General features: G+C 61.4%; 16 protein-coding genes. 7 read left to right on the top strand and 9 right to left on the bottom strand.

What is annotated here, in order from left to right:
* The first annotated feature begins 72 nt into the window (after window positions 1–72).
* Window positions 73–1,236: a pyridoxal phosphate-dependent aminotransferase gene (locus ACK3R5_RS16405; RefSeq protein WP_411965932.1), complete on the top strand. Its 1,164-nt coding sequence runs from the start codon at window positions 73–75 to the stop codon at window positions 1,234–1,236.
* Between the two features lie 45 nt (window positions 1,237–1,281).
* On the opposite strand, the gene ACK3R5_RS16400 is transcribed toward ACK3R5_RS16405, so the two are convergent.
* Window positions 1,282–2,259 (bottom strand): AIR synthase family protein, encoded by a 978-nt coding sequence (locus ACK3R5_RS16400; protein ID WP_411968868.1) that lies wholly within the window; start codon window positions 2,257–2,259, stop codon window positions 1,282–1,284.
* A gap of 120 nt (window positions 2,260–2,379) precedes the next feature.
* On the opposite strand from ACK3R5_RS16400, the gene ACK3R5_RS16395 reads away from it, so the two are divergent.
* Window positions 2,380–3,429 (top strand): pyridoxal-phosphate-dependent aminotransferase family protein, encoded by a 1,050-nt coding sequence (locus tag ACK3R5_RS16395; RefSeq protein ID WP_411968867.1) that lies wholly within the window; start codon window positions 2,380–2,382, stop codon window positions 3,427–3,429.
* Between the two features lie 142 nt (window positions 3,430–3,571).
* Here ACK3R5_RS16395 and ACK3R5_RS16390 read toward each other — a convergent pair whose 3' ends face one another.
* Window positions 3,572–5,086 (bottom strand): phosphoenolpyruvate carboxykinase (ATP), encoded by a 1,515-nt coding sequence (locus ACK3R5_RS16390; protein WP_411968866.1) that lies wholly within the window; start codon window positions 5,084–5,086, stop codon window positions 3,572–3,574.
* Between the two features lie 1,038 nt (window positions 5,087–6,124).
* On the opposite strand from ACK3R5_RS16390, the gene ACK3R5_RS16385 reads away from it, so the two are divergent.
* The 3 genes from ACK3R5_RS16385 (at window position 6,125) to ACK3R5_RS16375 (ending at window position 8,170) form a co-directional block, all read left to right on the top strand.
* Window positions 6,125–6,358, top strand: a complete 234-nt coding sequence (locus ACK3R5_RS16385) for a DUF2249 domain-containing protein (RefSeq protein WP_411968865.1) — start codon at window positions 6,125–6,127, stop codon at window positions 6,356–6,358.
* Window positions 6,359–6,464: 106 nt separating this feature from the next.
* Window positions 6,465–6,749, top strand: a complete 285-nt coding sequence (locus ACK3R5_RS16380; protein WP_411968864.1) for a hypothetical protein — start codon at window positions 6,465–6,467, stop codon at window positions 6,747–6,749.
* A 62-nt stretch (window positions 6,750–6,811) separates the two neighbouring features.
* Entirely contained in the window at window positions 6,812–8,170 is a 1,359-nt protein-coding gene (locus ACK3R5_RS16375) for a hypothetical protein (protein WP_411968863.1), read from the top strand.
* 71 nt (window positions 8,171–8,241) lie between these two features.
* On the opposite strand, the gene ACK3R5_RS16370 is transcribed toward ACK3R5_RS16375, so the two are convergent.
* From ACK3R5_RS16370 to ACK3R5_RS16360, 3 genes are all read right to left on the bottom strand, one after another.
* Window positions 8,242–8,727, bottom strand: coding sequence for a hypothetical protein (locus ACK3R5_RS16370; protein WP_411968862.1), 486 nt, complete (start codon window positions 8,725–8,727; stop codon window positions 8,242–8,244).
* A complete protein-coding gene (locus ACK3R5_RS16365) occupies window positions 8,717–9,409 on the bottom strand; it encodes a nucleotidyltransferase domain-containing protein (protein ID WP_411968861.1) in 693 nt (230 codons plus the stop codon). The genes ACK3R5_RS16370 and ACK3R5_RS16365 overlap by 11 nt, the downstream gene beginning before the upstream one ends.
* Before the next feature lie 99 nt (window positions 9,410–9,508).
* Window positions 9,509–10,075 carry a hypothetical protein gene (locus ACK3R5_RS16360; RefSeq protein WP_411968860.1) on the bottom strand — a complete coding sequence of 189 codons (567 nt, stop codon included), beginning with the start codon at window positions 10,073–10,075 and terminating at the stop codon, window positions 9,509–9,511.
* Between the two features lie 184 nt (window positions 10,076–10,259).
* Between ACK3R5_RS16360 and ACK3R5_RS16355 the strand changes: the two genes are divergently transcribed.
* Window positions 10,260–10,550, top strand: a complete 291-nt coding sequence (locus ACK3R5_RS16355; protein WP_411968859.1) for a CGCGG family rSAM-modified RiPP protein — start codon at window positions 10,260–10,262, stop codon at window positions 10,548–10,550.
* Between the two features lie 49 nt (window positions 10,551–10,599).
* Here ACK3R5_RS16355 and ACK3R5_RS16350 read toward each other — a convergent pair whose 3' ends face one another.
* Together ACK3R5_RS16350 and ACK3R5_RS16345 are read right to left on the bottom strand one after the other, a co-directional pair.
* Window positions 10,600–10,752 (bottom strand): HVO_2142 family zinc finger protein, encoded by a 153-nt coding sequence (locus ACK3R5_RS16350; protein ID WP_411965944.1) that lies wholly within the window; start codon window positions 10,750–10,752, stop codon window positions 10,600–10,602.
* Between the two features lie 113 nt (window positions 10,753–10,865).
* Window positions 10,866–11,126, bottom strand: coding sequence for a DUF2249 domain-containing protein (locus ACK3R5_RS16345; RefSeq protein WP_411968858.1), 261 nt, complete (start codon window positions 11,124–11,126; stop codon window positions 10,866–10,868).
* Between the two features lie 208 nt (window positions 11,127–11,334).
* On the opposite strand from ACK3R5_RS16345, the gene ACK3R5_RS16340 reads away from it, so the two are divergent.
* Window positions 11,335–12,459, top strand: a complete 1,125-nt coding sequence (locus ACK3R5_RS16340) for a TIGR04053 family radical SAM/SPASM domain-containing protein (protein ID WP_411968857.1) — start codon at window positions 11,335–11,337, stop codon at window positions 12,457–12,459.
* A gap of 14 nt (window positions 12,460–12,473) precedes the next feature.
* On the opposite strand, the gene ACK3R5_RS16335 is transcribed toward ACK3R5_RS16340, so the two are convergent.
* Window positions 12,474–13,043, bottom strand: coding sequence for a hypothetical protein (locus tag ACK3R5_RS16335; RefSeq protein ID WP_411968856.1), 570 nt, complete (start codon window positions 13,041–13,043; stop codon window positions 12,474–12,476).
* A gap of 109 nt (window positions 13,044–13,152) precedes the next feature.
* The gene (locus ACK3R5_RS16330; RefSeq protein ID WP_411968855.1) at window positions 13,153–15,438 is read right to left on the bottom strand and encodes a nitric-oxide reductase large subunit; all 2,286 of its coding nucleotides are present in this window, start codon (window positions 15,436–15,438) and stop codon (window positions 13,153–13,155) included.
* Between the last annotated feature and the right edge of the window lie 144 nt (window positions 15,439–15,582).

The raw sequence follows: 15,582 nt of genomic DNA, 5'->3' as shown, positions 1-15,582 counted from the left end.
GACACGAGTCGGCGGGCGTCACAGAAATCTGTGACCGGCAGGATTCATGTGTGAGACACACGCATTCCAGATATGCCAACTCCGTCTCCATTCACTCGACCAATCGGGAGCGAACGCGTCGATGGGATGCGTGAATCGATGATTCGCGAGATGACGCGCGAGGCACACAGACACGACGCCATCAACCTGTCACAGGGGATTCCCGACGAAGACGAGACGCCGCCACGCGTGAAACAGGCCGCGAAGGACGCAATCGACACGTCGAGTCAGTACACGATTACGTGGGGGCTTCCAGAACTCCGCGAGATGGTATCGGACCGGTACGCCGACTGGAAAGGCGTCAGGTACGACCCCGAGACAGAAGTCACCGTCACGACGGGGACGAGCGAAGCAGTCGTCTCGACACTCCTCGCGCTCTGTGACCCCGGTGACGGCGTCATCTACTTCGAACCGACCTACGAGAGTTACATTCCCGCCGTCCAGTTCGCAGGCGGCCGGTTGATTCCGCTCGACATCACAGATGGCCTCGAACTCGACGCGGACGCACTCCGAGACGCCGCCGAAGACGCGTCCATCCTCATCCTCAACCATCCGCACAACCCGACGGGGAACGTCTTCACGCCCGACGAACTAGAGCAAATCGCGGAGGTGGCAGTCCAAGAGGACCTCATCGTCGTCACCGACGAAATCTACGAACACATCGTCTACACCGACGACTACGTCAGTCCCGTGGAAATCGACGGCCTCGCCGAGCGAACCGTCGTCTGTACGGGTATGTCGAAGACGTACTCCGTGACCGGGTGGCGCGTCGGATTCGCACTCGCTCCCGAACCACTCTCCGCCGAACTTCGAAAGGTCCACGATTACACCAGCATCTGTGCACCGACGCCGTTCCAGCGAGCGGGTGTCGAGGCACTTTCGCTCCCCGCCGACTACTACGAGAACCTCGCCGCCTCGTACGAACGCCGCCGCGACATTCTCTACGAGGGACTGCAAGATGTGGGCCTCGACCCGGTCGAACCGGACGGAGCGTACTACATGCTCACCAGATACCCGGGTGACGAAGACGACACCGAGTTCACACTCCGCCTCATTCGCGAAGCGGGCGTCGCAACCGTCCCGGGGAGCAGTTTCTACACCGAAGGGAGCGCAGACTGGGTTCGCTTTACGTTCTCTCGAAACGAGGCGACGATAGAAGAAGCACTCTCGCGTCTCGACGAGAATCGCTTCTGGTGACGGGGGTCAGACGATACGATTATCGGGAGTCGTCTCCACGTTCGCTCACTCCCAGAGGTCGTACATATCGTCACGAACACCGCCCGTGTAGTGGGTGCCGTCGTAGCGGACGCCACAGTCGTCTTCGTCGGCGGGAGCGTCGACAGTCCCGACAACCGTCGCGTCGATACCTTCTGCGTCGAGCGCCGCGAGCACCGAGTCGACTTCGTCGGCGGGAACCGTCGCGAGAAGCGCCCCCGAACCGAGAATCCGAAGCGGGTCGACACCCATCGCCTCACAGAGCGCCACCGTCTCTGGGCGGACGGGAACAGCCTCACGCTCGACGTCGATGCGGACTTCAGACGCGCAAGCGAGTTCGACCAGTCCGTTGAGGACCCCGCCTTCGGTTGGGTCGTGCATCGCAGTCGCGACAGGAGCGAAGACAGCGGATTCGGGGAGGACGCTGATATCGTCGAAGAACCCCACAGCACTGTCGATACGCTCGGTGTCTACACCGGCCGCTTCGAGTTCGTCGCGGAAGTCGGTGGCGAGGACGGCGGTTCCCTCGATGCCCGCACCCTTCGTCAGTATCACCGCATCGCCGGGTTCCGCACCCGATGTCGGGACGTACCGGTCGGTCGGACCCATACACGTGAGCGAGAGCAGTGGGCGAGAGAGGCCAGCGACAGTCTCTGTGTGTCCGCCGACGATGGAGATGCCCAGTCGCTCTGCTTCGGCGTCGAGTTGGGCGATGATGTCGTCGAGAACGTCAACGTCCGGTTCTGGAAGGAGGATGGTACTCACGAGCCATTTGGGTACCCCTCCACAGGCGGCGACGTCGTTGCTGGCGATAGCCACCCCGAGTGTTCCGATGCGTTCGGCGGCGAGCGAGATAGGGTCGGCAGTGACGACCATCGTCCCGTCGTCGGTTTCGATAGCAGCGGCGTCTTCACCGTAGCCAGCGCCGACGAGCAAGCCGTCGTTCTCGGCACCCGTCCGCGAGAAGATGTAGCGGTCGAGGTCCGCGGGCGAGAGTTTGCTCATACGTCTAGTGGTGTGGGGTCGGCTTTTGTGTCTTCCCGTTCGGCGAAGGGGCAGACTGCTTGCGGTCGGAGCGAGTGAACACACCGACTGCTTAAGCCACGCCTCACGTAACGGGAGACTATGCTGATGACACCCGGCCCGACGGCGGTTCCGCCACGGGTCCGCGAGCGGTTGAGCGAACCGATGCCGAACCCCGACGTCGAAGACGCGTTCTTCGACACCTACGACGACGTCTGCGAGAAACTCCAGCGCGTCTACGACACCGACGACGACGTAATCGTCATGGGTGGCGAGGGCATCCTCGGCCTCGAAGCGGCCATCGCATCGACAGTCGCTCCCGGTGACGACGTCCTCTGTATCTCGAACGGCCTCTATGGCGACGGCTTCGCCGACTTCGTCGAGAACTACGGTGGCGATGCGACACTCGTCAGTGGCGACTACACCGACCCGCTCGACGTCGCGCGAGTCGAAGAACTGCTGGACGAACGCGAGTTCGAGGCTGCGACGATGGTCCACTGCGAGACGCCGACAGGGACGCTCAACGATATCGAACCGGTCCTCGAACGCCTCCACGAGAACGACGTGCTGACCATCGTCGACGCCGTCTCGTCGCTCGGTGGGACGCCCGTCCCGAGCGAGTACATCGACATCAACCTCGGTGCGTCCCAGAAAGCGTTCAGTTCGCCGCCGGGACTGACGACAGTCGCCGTCAGTGACCGGGCGTGGGACGTCGCCGAAGAGCGAGACCCGAACTCCCTCTACACGAACCTCCTCCCGTGGCGAGACACGAGCGAGATGTTCCCGTACACGCACCTCGTGGCCAACGTCACCGCGCTCGACGAATCCCTGACCATGCTTCTGGAGGAAGGTGTCGAGTCGGTCTACGAACGGCACGAGACGGCCGCCGAGCACTGTCGGGAGCGTGGTGCAGAACTGGGACTCGACCTCTACCCCGATACGGAGCGAAGCGCTCCGACGGTGACCGCGTTCCACCTCCCCGGTGAAGCGACGCAGGTCCAGCGCGAACTCGAAGCGAACCACGACATCATCCTCTCGACTGGCCTCGCGGACCTTGCCGACGATATCCTCCGCGTCGGACACATGGGATACAACGCCGACGTCGAAAAGGTGGACCGCGTGATGGACGCCCTAGAGACGGTGCTCGCGTAATCACTCACTGGAGACGGTGCTCGTGTAGTCTCACGGCCACGATTCAGGCGCTCAATTTTTCGGTCAAGAAGGGCCGACGGTGACCCAGCGTCGCAGCGGAACAGCTACCGCCGCACGCACTACAGAATGGAATTCGACGGGGTCAGTACGCCGAGTTCACGATATCGTCGTCGAGGCGTTCGAACTGCGCCAGATAGGCTTTGCGTTCGTCACGGAGCGCACTGTGTGCGTCCGCAAAGTTCTCGACGTGCTCTGCGACCACGTACCGGTCGATGTCGATACCGGGAACGTGGGTTGGAACCGTCAACCCGAGCTCCTCGTCGTAGGCCCACTCGACGGTCCCACGAGCGACGCCTTCGAGGATTGCGACGGTCTCTTCGACACCAACGTCGACTGGGTCGTCGGTTCCGACCGAACCGGTGTTGATGACGAAACAGTCGACGTCGAGTTCGTCGATGAGGGTTCGGAACCGGTTCCCCTCGTCGCCCTGTGAACCGACGATGAACGGGTTGGTTCCGACGACGCGGATTGGTTCACCGATACGCGAGGGGTCGCCGGCGCTCGTCTCGACGGACTCACCGAGCATGAACGCGACAGCGGCCTGCGTCTCGTCCAGTTTCGCAATCGGCGGCATCAGCGGGTTGCGGGTGATGAAGAACACCTGGTCGACGCTTTCGAGGTCGATATCCGCGGCGGAACTCGCGAGACAGTCGCGCTGAATCACGGCCCGTGCGTTCCGCCCGTACGCCGGGTCGTCGAAGTCGACGGTTCCGTCGGCAGCGACAGAGACGTTCTCGAGGACAGCGCTCTCGTTGGTCGCGGCCCCGTACAGTTCGGGTTGTTCGGCAGCGCCCAGACCGAGCGTCTTGATGTAGAGTCCGCCACCCTCGCTCCCGGCGACAGTTCCCGACGGAAGGAGTGCACACACGTCGTCCTGGAGCATCTCTGCACCCTCGGGGCCGTCGAGCCAGAGGCCGTGGCTGGTCAACGTCGACTTCCCAGTTCCGGAGAGGCCGAGGTAGAGTTGGCCGACGTCACGGTAGCCATCTCCCGCTTCGAGCGTGACGCGTTTGCTGCCGGCGTGGAGTCCGAGGCCACCTGCCTGTTTCGCCCGGAACATGAAGAGGCGGAGGAACGACTTCTTCGCCTCGCCGGTGTAGTCGCTCCCGAGGACTGTCGTGATGCCTGCTTCGGGAAGGACGCGGATGCAGGGTTCGTCTGTCGCGTCCGGGAGTTGGACGGTCACGAAGTCGGGAGTGGTTCCCTCGGCCGGTTCGAGGAGCTTCGCCCACGCGAGTGCGATGCGGCCGTACTCCTTCGGGAGGTAGAGTCGGCAGACCGCCGACACGTCTTCGTGCCGGCCGACGACTCGGTCCACACACAGCACGTCGTTGGACGGGTCTGACACCCAGTCGATACCACGCTGGAACACTTCGAAATCGTCGTCGTCGAACGAATCGTCGACGGAATTCGCAGTCTGCGCGGCGCTTCGCGAGCGATAGTCACTGACGTACGAGGGCGCGCCGTAGTCGGTGGTCGTTTCGAGGTGCGCAGAGTACTCGCGGAGTTCTGCTAACGTTGGGTTGTACGTAACGTGGTCCGCTGTGGCCGGGTCGGGAAAATCAGCTGTTGTCGGCCAGTGTATCGTCTCTTCCATTCTACCAGAGTGTCTACGAGAGACTCTGATAAGGTTATTGTATTGGTAAAAGAGGATGAAAATAATACTTTGAATCCGGGTAAATCTTACCCAGTCCGGTGGGAGACAGGCCGGGTATCGATTCACCAGCACAGGATACGGCGGAGTCGACAGCGAGAATATACCAATTCGAGTATATTAAACTCCTAATTTCATCGACACATAAAACAGCGTTAACCGCCGACGAATTCGTCAAGAATGCTGGTACGCAGACGAGATGACCCCTGTGGACCAAAACGTACAGGCTGAACGATGTGATATCGTCACAGAGAACCCAACTTTCAGGCACATCAGCCCATCACTCACCCGAATCGACCATCTCCATACTCCGGTCTCTCGGACGCAGTAGCACATCGAGTATGCGAAGGATATCCAGAGTGAACACTCGGTAGGAACGCGTCATTTGAAACGTACAGGCAGTAATAATATAAGAATTTAAATAGTAAAGCTGCCATTCGAAATTGATTTTGATGGCGAGGTTCGTCCCGTTTCGGCTTTCTTCCCGAACGCAGTCTGAATTCAGAGGTTCGTGTGCCGGTTCCCTATGGACTGCCATCGGTACGACGCCGGCTAGTGTCGAGACGACGGCCATCCTCAAAGAGAGAAGAGAGATTCGTTCTCACCAGTGACGGGAAGGCCGGTTTCGTCGCCGCCCTCAGCCGAGAGGTACGATACGCCGAATCGAATGCAATCGAGTTCGCGGTAGCGACGTATCGGCGGGGACCCCCCTCGCGTTTGTTTTCGTGATACTCGGCAACTACACGCCCGCACGTCCCGGGACGGCGAGTCGAGTCACCGACGACGAAGATGCAACTCCCCGACGACGGAGACGCGAGTTCGTCGGTGCGTAGCCGAGCTGTTCGATACAGAGCGCTGACGACGGCCAGTGAATCGCCGTATCGTACCAGTGGTTGTCGAGACTGTTCCCAGGTTTCTGTGTCCCTTCACGAACATATTCGGGACAACAGCCTCGACACGGGAGATGAAAGCGAGAACCGTATGGCAGAGACGAAACTCGACGTTCGTGAGATACCGCCAGCAGAGCGCCACCCGAAGATTCACGCCGCGTTCGACGAACTCGAAAGCGGAGAGGCACTCACTATCGTCAACGACCACGAACCCAAGCCGTTGTTCTACGAGATGCAAGCCGAAAAGGAGGAGTTCGACGCCGAAAACTACACCGTCGAACGGCGGAGCCCAACCGAGTTCCTCGCGACGTTCCCGAAGAAGTAACGTCGCGGTGGACTCGTCGAACCCCGTCCGAGTTCGCCGATTTTCGGAGGACTGACAGCGGAGAGACGACACGAGGGAGGTTCCGATGTTGCGTGAAAAACCACGGATGACAGACCCTACCGAGGCAGACTCGAACGACGCCAAGCGGGTGGTTCACACCTACGGTGAAGACGTGAAACGACGCGAACTCCAGCTAGCGTTCAACCGACTCGAAGCGAAGGGAACGCTCACCGACGAGCAGCGTGCCACAGTCTCTCAGATGGCGTCTGCTATCGTCGAGGGAGTCCTCGGTCCGACACTGGACGCCCTCGAAGAAGCGCCGGCGTGCGACGACACCGCCCAGACTGTAGTCGAACTCCTCGACGCCGACGACCCGAGTGGCTCCCTCTAGGCACCTTCTGTGCGAATATGTTCGGGGGTAGCTGTACGATGCCCTGACCCCTGTGTTCGAATATGAGCGTCGTTCCAGGCGATATCGATACGTCTCGGCAACCGCCGATGGCCGTGCCGCTTCGGCACTTCGTCGTCTCACTCGGGTTGCTCTTACTCGGCTTGAGTCTCGCACTCGGTATCGCGTTCGACATCGTCCCGAGTACCGCAATTCTCGCACACATTCACCTCCTCCTCGCAGGGTGGATTTGCGTCACGATCATGGGGGCGATGACCCAGTTCGTCCCCGTCTGGTCTGGCGTCGAACTCCACTCGCGACGTCTCTCGACCATCCAGTTGTGGTTGGTCGCCGGTGGGTTACTCGGCTTCGCCAGCAGTTTCCTGACGGGGAGAGTCGCCTTCCTCCCGGTGTTCGGGAGCGCGATGCTCCTCGGGTTCTGGACGTTCGTCTACAACATCGTCCGGACGCTCCGCAAGACTTCGGGATACGACGTGACGGAGCGACACTTCTTGCTCGCGTTGGGGTTCTTCGTCCTCCTGACGACGCTCGGGTTCCTCCTCGCCCTCGACCTGGTCTATCCACTCTTCGCGCCGCTCTCGGTGACGCGTGTGTCAGTCCTCTCTGCGCACGCGACACTCGCCGTCTTCGGTGCAGTCATCACGACGATACTGGGCGCACTCTACCAACTCGGGACGATGTTCACCCAGACCGAACTCCACGGAATCGACAACTGGCTCCGACGCGCCGAGGAAGTCGGCTACCCCGCCGGTGTCGTCCTGCTCGCGTCGGGCCGACTCTTCGGTGTCACGCTCGTCGCACAGGTTGGAGGCCTCCTCGTCGCGTCGACGCTCCTCGGGTTCAGCATCCTGCTCGGCCGCCGACTGTACGAGACGTCCGTCCAGTGGAACCCGATGCTCTCACGGTACGCCGTCGTCGCGCCCGCACTCGCGCTCTGGAGTCTCATGGCACTCCCTGTGTGGTTCGAGAACCCACTCTCGTACGCCGCGCTCTTCGGCGCCCCTTCGTCGTACTACCTTCTCATCGTCGGATTCATCGGGTTCGTCGTCTTCGGAACGCTCTATCACGTCGTTCCGTTCATCGTCTGGGTGAACCGCTACAGCGACCTGCTCGGACTCGAACCCGTTCCGATGATAGACGACCTCTACAGCGACCGACTCGCACGAATCGACTTCCTGCTGTTGTTTTCGGCCACCGCACTGCTCGCTGCGTCGGATATCTTCGGCCTCTCGATGGCGATTACCGGCGTCGGGAGCACGCTCCTCTTCGCAGGCGTCGTGTGTTTCGTCGGCAACGTCCTACAGGTCATCCGCGCTCACAGTCCGCACTCACTTCTCGGCGTCCTCGCCCCAGCACTCTCACCGGACGCCCCCGAGCGCGTGAGTGAGTCAAAAACCCAGTAGGAAGGCGAGCGGAGAGCAGACTCACACCCAAATAACTGGTCCTCGTCTTTCGATTTGACTGCGACGGGTCGCTATTCGCAACGACACTCGTGGCGTTTCGACGACTGATTGACGACGTACTCGTGAATCTCCGTCGCCAGTTCGTAGAGTTTCGCCGCGCGTTCGCGCGCCGCGAGGCCGTCCTGGTAGTACGTCTTCGCACGGTGGTTTCGCCAGAGGTCCTGCAGGTTGGTGGCGACGTGTTCTGAGAGGATACCGCGCCGTGCCGCCTCCGTGTACACACCCGGATGCGTCCCGGGCAGGTCACGGGGTTCGACCCCGCCTTCGAGGAGTTTGAACTCGACGACTCGTTCGATGGCGACGAACGACGTCTCGATGACGATGGTGTAGAACCCGCGTTCGAGAAGCGTCTCCGCACCCGCGAGCAGTCGACACGACTTCCGGAGTTGGAGAACGTCCGCTTCGTTCGTCTCTAGACCGGTCTCAATCTCGTCCGGACGCCTGTCGAACGCCGCCTGCACCTCGTCTACCAGCGTCTCGATTCGATTACCGCTCATCGGTCAGCACCTCGGTTCTGATGGTCTGGAACCGCTCACCGCCGTAGACGGTCACGCCTTCGTTGAAGACGTCACGCAGTTTTGCACCCGCACGGCGGGCGCTGTCGGGGGACTCGACGAACGTCTCGAACGTGTATCGGTCACCACCGAATCGTTCTTCGCCGAGTTCGGTGGCAATCTCGGAGACGACGCGACGGGCGACGGTTCGGTTACCGTCGACGAGGACGAACACGTCGATGTCGCTCTTTCGGTCCGCCTCCCCACGGGCGACACTCCCGAAGACGAGGACGCCGAGCAAGGCGTCGAGTTCCCCCGTCGATTCGACGGTGGATTCGACCCGCTGGACGAACGCTCGAACCGGGTCGTGGTACTCGGCCTGTTCGAGAGCGAATATCGGGTCGTCTTTTTCGAGATGTGCCGAATCGATAGCGACGTACTTTCGTTGTGCCGTCTCCCGTATCTCCACCACACCGAGTTCGTCGAGGAGGCCGACTGCACGCCAGACAGTCGACCGACTGTGGTCGGTCTGTGTGGCGAGTTCCGTCATCGCGAACTCGGACTCGTGGGCGTCGACGAGGAGGCGTAACACGTCGTCGGCCGCCCGAAACCGGAATATCTTCGTGTCGTCCCCGGGCGAGACGCGGAGGCAGACTCGCGTCTCGTGTTTCGTTTCGTCGGACACTGTTCGATTCTACGCAACGACTTATAATAAAGATAGGTGCCAGTGAGTCTCGGCGGCACGGGGGTGGTGCGTGTCCGTGGCACCACAGATGGTGACCGATTAGAACGGACTCTGGTCCGACCCGAGGCCGTCGTCCCCAACGGGTTCGCCGTCGGCGTCGGACGGTGGAGCGACAGACCCTGTCTCGAGGAACTCGGCTTCGAGGCCTTCGAGTCGCTCGTTGATGGTTTCGTGTTGGTGGTGCATCTCCGAGAGGCGGACGCGGACCAGGTCGTATTCGTGCCGGTCAGAGAGTCCGTTCCACGCCCTGAACGCACCGATGATGAGCGTGTGTGACTGTGGGCAGAACGCAGTCGTCGGGGTGAACTCCGCCCAGAGGACTGCAGAGTCGTCGCTGTCTTCTGCGTACCGGAACCCCGCAGATTCGTGCCGGGTGTCGAGATTGAGTCGTGCGAGGTTGTAGTTGAACGTCATGTCGTACACCCCGCGCTCTTCGAACAGGTCGCGGGTGAGTCGGTGGAAGGCCACGTGTTCGTCACCGGTGAGGAGACGGTGGCCGTCGAGGTTCGAACCCGGCTCCGGGATGTGTTCTGGGACGAACTCGTCGTACCCGTCGTAGAGGTCCCCCGTGTCGCTGCCGCCGAACGGCGAGGATAATCCGGCCATGGGAAGACGTACGAACTGCGTCACCCTGTGGGTTCCCCCGGACATGTTCACCGCGAGGCGAGGACGGGCCGTAGACTGCTCCCGAGGAGTGATCTCGACGTGGCGTTCTCGACGGGACGCGCCGCCGACCGAACATATTCGGAGTGTTTGACACCTGCCTCGGGAGCGAAAGACCGGACGAACCATGTCCAGCGACGACACACGAAACACCGAGGCGGAACAGCACGACACCTCGTGGTCGGCTAACCTCGAACATCCCGAACACGCGGAGAGTCGCGAGCGAATCGTCAGCGACGCCATCGACGCCATCGAACGGACCACCACGGGGCGGCACGTCAACCTCGTCACGCACGAAGCTCACGGCCATCCATCTTCGTACCTCTATCCCGTGCTCGAAGACGAGTGTGAGAGCCTCGACTGGGAGTTCGTCGACCGCTGTGGGTGTGGCGGATACGTCACCCGAGTCTACGTCTGACTCGCGGTCAGGCCAGAGAACGCCACGAGTTCCAGTGCTCCGACGGTGGTCAGTCGTCCCCGACGAATCTATCGCGGCGGTAGCGGCACTGTTCACAGAAGAACTGCGCATAGCCGGTCGGTATCGTCCCAGTCAACAACATCTCAGTACCACAATCGGGGCACCACTGTGAGTAACCGCCATCTGTGTGGTCTGTGCTCATACCACGTCCATACGAGTGAGGTATTATTACATTATCGATTATAACAAAGTCGGCGAACGCGACTGGTCACGTCGAAAACAGAAAAGGCACCCCGAGAGTGAACGAAGTCCGTCTCAGGGTCGCCAAATCGCGGTGAGGACACCTTCGTCTATCTCGACAGTGTTGTAGACGAATCCTCTATCGTCGAGTTTCGGAAAGAGGAACTGTGGTGTTCGGTCGTTGAGTTGGACGAACACCGTCTCCTCGTCGAGGGTCGCGAGAATGTTCAACGTCTTCGTGAGTGGTTCCGGCGGGGGCAGGTCACGCGCATCGAGGAAGTCGATTGCGCGGGCACTCGGGGCATCCACCTCGGCGAGATACGGTTCGACGTCCATGGATATTCGTTGGACTCGAAGTCGTAGATAGTTCATCCCGAACACGTTCGTCGCCATCCCGGTACTTAATTGGCGAATATATTCGGGGCATGTCTCTCCTAAGCCCCGCACAAATCATCCACATACCGATGCCAGCAACCCGTCCAGTGGTACGGAAACCGTGTCAGGGAGTCTGTGTAGGGTGCGGCACCCATCGCTGGAGGAAGCGATGAAGCGGCCTCCACACGTCTCCGGTCCCCCAGACCCCTCGTCCATCGATACGAGTGAGCGTCCGTTCGTCCTCATCTGGGAGGTGACACAGGCGTGTAACCTCGCCTGTACACACTGCCGAGCGAACGCGCAACCGAACCGCCATCCCGACGAGTTGACCACAGAAGAGGGAAAGCGACTGCTCGACCAGGCGCGGGAATTCGGTCCGGGGCAACTCGTCGTCCTCTCTGGGGGCGACCCGCTGACGAGACCTGACCTCGTCGAACTCGTCGAGTACGGCACGGACCTCGGGTTGCGGATGACCCTGACGCCGAGTGGGACGTCGTCGTTGACGCCGGAGACCATCAGCGACCTCAAAGATGCCGGAATCCGGCGTCTCGCGTTGAGTATCGACGGTGCGAATCCCGAGTCACACGACGCGTTCAGAGGCGAACCCGGCACGTTCGAACAGACCGTCGAGGCGGCGAAGGCGGCCCGCGACGTCGGCCTCCCGCTTCAGATAAACACGACTGTCTCTGCACAGACCGTCGACGAACTCCCCGAACTGCGTGCCCTCGTCTCCGAACTCGGTGCGGTTCTCTGGTCGGTGTTCTTCCTCGTCCCCGTCGGGCGTGGACGCATCCTCGACCCCATCACCCCCGAACGTGCCGAGGCGGTCATGCAGTGGCTCTCCGACGTGAGCGACGACGCACCGTTCGGCGTGAAGACGACCGAAGCCCCGTTCTACCGTCGCGTGTCGGCACAACAGCGACGTGATGCCAGCGACGCGCCAAAAGCAGACGCCATCGGTCGCCGCAACGGCATCCTCGCGGGTGACGGATTCGCGTTCGTCAGTCACGTCGGCGAACTCTATCCGTCGGGGTTCCTCCCGAAGTCTGCGGGGACGGTTCGAGACGGCGGGCTGGTCGATGGCTATCGGAATTCGGACCTGTTTCAGTCGCTCCGTGACCGCGACGAACTCCGCGGCAAGTGCGGGGCGTGCGAGTTCCGACACGTCTGCGGTGGCAGTCGCTCACGAGCGTATGCCACGGCGGGCGACCCACTGGCGAGCGACCCACTCTGCCCCTACGTCCCGAACGGCTACGAGGGACCGATGCCGAACGAGCGGGCGAGTGGAGACTGACCGAACCTCCGTTTTCAGCCGACGACGCCGGTTGGCGGGGCAAGCGACTGGTCACAATCGTACGTCCTCGTGTCGTTCTGGACAGTGAGTTCCCGTCTACTGTCCGTAATCGTCTCCCCGTCCGCACGGACGCGAACCTGAAGTGTCGCGGTGTCACCGACAGAGAGCGTCTCGTCGTCCTCGACGAGCCAGAAGACGTCCACCCGCTGTGTTCCCGTCTCGTCCACGCTCGTGGTGCTGGTCTCTCCGATGGGAGCGAGACGCACGTCGACGACGAGCGGCCAAGTGTCGAAATCGTGGGGAATATCGACGGTAACGTCGCCGAGGATGCTGACACTGTCACCGGGAGTACCGGACGCCAGACACGTCTGGATGGACCCGTTTTCCGTGTCCGGATACTGAACCTCGTCGTTGAGTCGGACGGAGACGTCGACGGCGTCGATAGTGACCTCGTCCGTCGAGGCGTCGTCGACGACACCGCCGAACAGTACCAGTGTGCCGACGCTGAACGCCGTCACGAGGAGGAAGAGTACGATGGAGAGCGGATGTGGCGGCCAGTCGAGGAGCCAGGGCAACACGTTCATCGGTTGGAGTTCGACGTGTAGGAATAAACGACTGTTGTCGTTGACAGTACGTGGGTCGTGACAGTAGGTGGAGGTTCGCAGAAGCTCAAAAAAGTGACCGTGGGAGGCCTCAGTCGTCGTTCAGCACGCCTTCCGCGACGGCCATATCGTCGACACTCGGGTCGTCGGCAGATTCGCGGAGGACGAACCGCTTTCTGACGAGGTCCGCAGCGTAGATGACCGTCCCGAGGATGATGAGCGAATCACCGGGGAGTCGCGCCCAGAAGAGTGACTGGACGAGCGGTTGGTTGTAGAACGCGACGCTGCGGGCGGCGTCGTACCCGACGGTGAAGGCCGTCTCTAGCTGGAGGAATCCGACCGGGAGGACGGACCCGAACACCATCAACACGAGGCCGACGTTCCAACACCAGAACGCGGCGTGAAGCCACGACCCGTCCCAGCGGGCGGGTTCGATGGCTATCTGGAGCATGTAGGCGACCATCCCCAGTGCGAGGAACCCGAAGGCTCCGAACATCGCGGCGTGGGCGTGTCCCACCGTGAGGTACGTCCCGTGTTCGTAGTAGTTGATGAGCGGGAGGTTGATGAAGAATCCGAGGACACCCGCACCGACGAAGTTCCAGACACCGCTGGCGATGATGAACATGAACGGCAGTCGGTACGGGAAGCTACTGTCGGCGGACATCGCACGGTACTGGCCGAGTGCCTCGTAGAGGATGAAGACGAGCGGGATGAGTTCGAGCGTCGAGAAGACGCTCCCGATGGGCACCCACATGTCCGGCATGCCGACCCACCAGTAGTGGTGCGAGACGCCGATGATGCCCGTCCCCATCACGAGAAGCGCTTGCAACATGACTGCCTTCTCTGCGCTCCGACGGGAGAGCAAGTTCATCGACACCAGCGTCAGGCCGACGATGGCGACGATGAAGAACTCGAAGGCGCCTTCGACCCACATGTGGACGACCCACCAGCGCCAGAACTCGGTGACGGCGATGTTCGTCTCGGGAGTAAAGAGGAACCCAGCGGTGAAAAGCAAGGCAATCGAACCCCCGGCGTACAGAATCATGTGCGCGAGGCCGTAGACCGGTTCCTTGTCCAAGAGCGGTTTGAGCCCTCTCACCGCCAGCACCGCCCAGATACCGAACCCGGCGAGGATGCCGAACTGCCAGAACTTCCCGACTTCGAGATATTCTAGCCCCTCGTTGCCGAAAATCCACCAGAGTTGGCCGTCGATGTAGCCGTTGGCACCCAACCAGATGCCGCCGAGGCCACCGACGGTGACGACGACGATTGCACCGAGCAACACGTCGATGTACCTCGATTGGTTCCGCGGTTCGTAGCCAGTCAACAGCGGTGGGAGGAACAACCCGGCACCGAGCCACGTCGCCGCAATCCAGAGGATACCCAGGTCGAGGTGCCACGCCTTCGCCATCGAGAACGGTAGAAGTTGGAGGATGTGAACGCCGAATACCTCCTCGATACCGAAGAATCCTGCTCGTTCGATGTAGAAGTGGGCGAGCAAGCCACCGAGGAACACCTGAGCGAGGAACAAGCCCGCTGCGACAGGGATGAACCGGAGGGCCGCCCGTTGACTCGGGAAGATGCTCACGTCACCCGGTTCCGGCACCGAGATTCCTTCCGCAGAGGGTTCCGGGAGTTGGACCGACTTGTACAACCAGATACCGATACCGGCACCGGCGACGAGAAGGACCATAGCGATGACGCTCCACGTCATCGAGGCGGCAGTCGCGTCGTTGCCCGCGCCGGGGTTGTACGGCCAATCGTTCGTGTAGGAGTGAGTACTCCCGGGTCGGTCGGTGTGCGAGAACCACGCCGTCCACATGGCGAAGTCGGCGAACTGCTCGGCGTCGGCCTCCGAATCTATCATCTCGGCCGGGACGCCACGTTCGTGGTCACCCTCGTGGTACCGTTCGACGTACTCCTCTCGAACCTGCTCGTGGGCGTAGGCCTCTGCGGCGGAGTACTGGATTGCGCCGCCGTCGAACTCGGTGTCGAGGTCAGTCTCCACCACGTCGGCAACGGCGGCCTGTTCTGCGGAGTCGAGCGCGTCGTACGACTCACCGTAGCGCTCTTGCGCGTAGAATTCCCGCATATGCTGGACTTTCAACTCCAGTGCGTCGGCAGTGAAGTCGGACCCGTAGTACGCGCCGTTGCCCAGTATCGACCCGTGGTTCATCAGGCCGTTCTGCTGGAATACCTTCTTCCCATCTCTAATCTCTTCGCCACTGACGATGACGTCACCGTCGGGGCCCACAACCTCCTCGGGGATAGGTGGTGCTTCCTGGTATGCGAACCAGGCACCCGTACCCATCACGACGAGGTTGAAGATGAACACGACGGCAATCACCTTCGCGATGGTCTTGCGTTTGAGTTCCATACATAGTACGGTCCTCTTTGCACCCATTAGGACGGATTCGACGGTTCCCGATACGCGCCATCCCCCGCGAATATATTCGTCCCGCAGACGATAGCCCTCGAAGCGACGCTGACGTTGGTCAACATCCTCTCCACAGGAATCGCT

Origin of the sequence: Haloferax sp. YSSS75 (assembly GCF_046764215.1) — an archaeon.
Classification (GTDB): domain Archaea; phylum Halobacteriota; class Halobacteria; order Halobacteriales; family Haloferacaceae; genus Haloferax.
The sequence above is the reverse complement of the archived record's forward strand: the minus strand, read 5'-3'. Positions and strand labels throughout refer to the sequence as shown.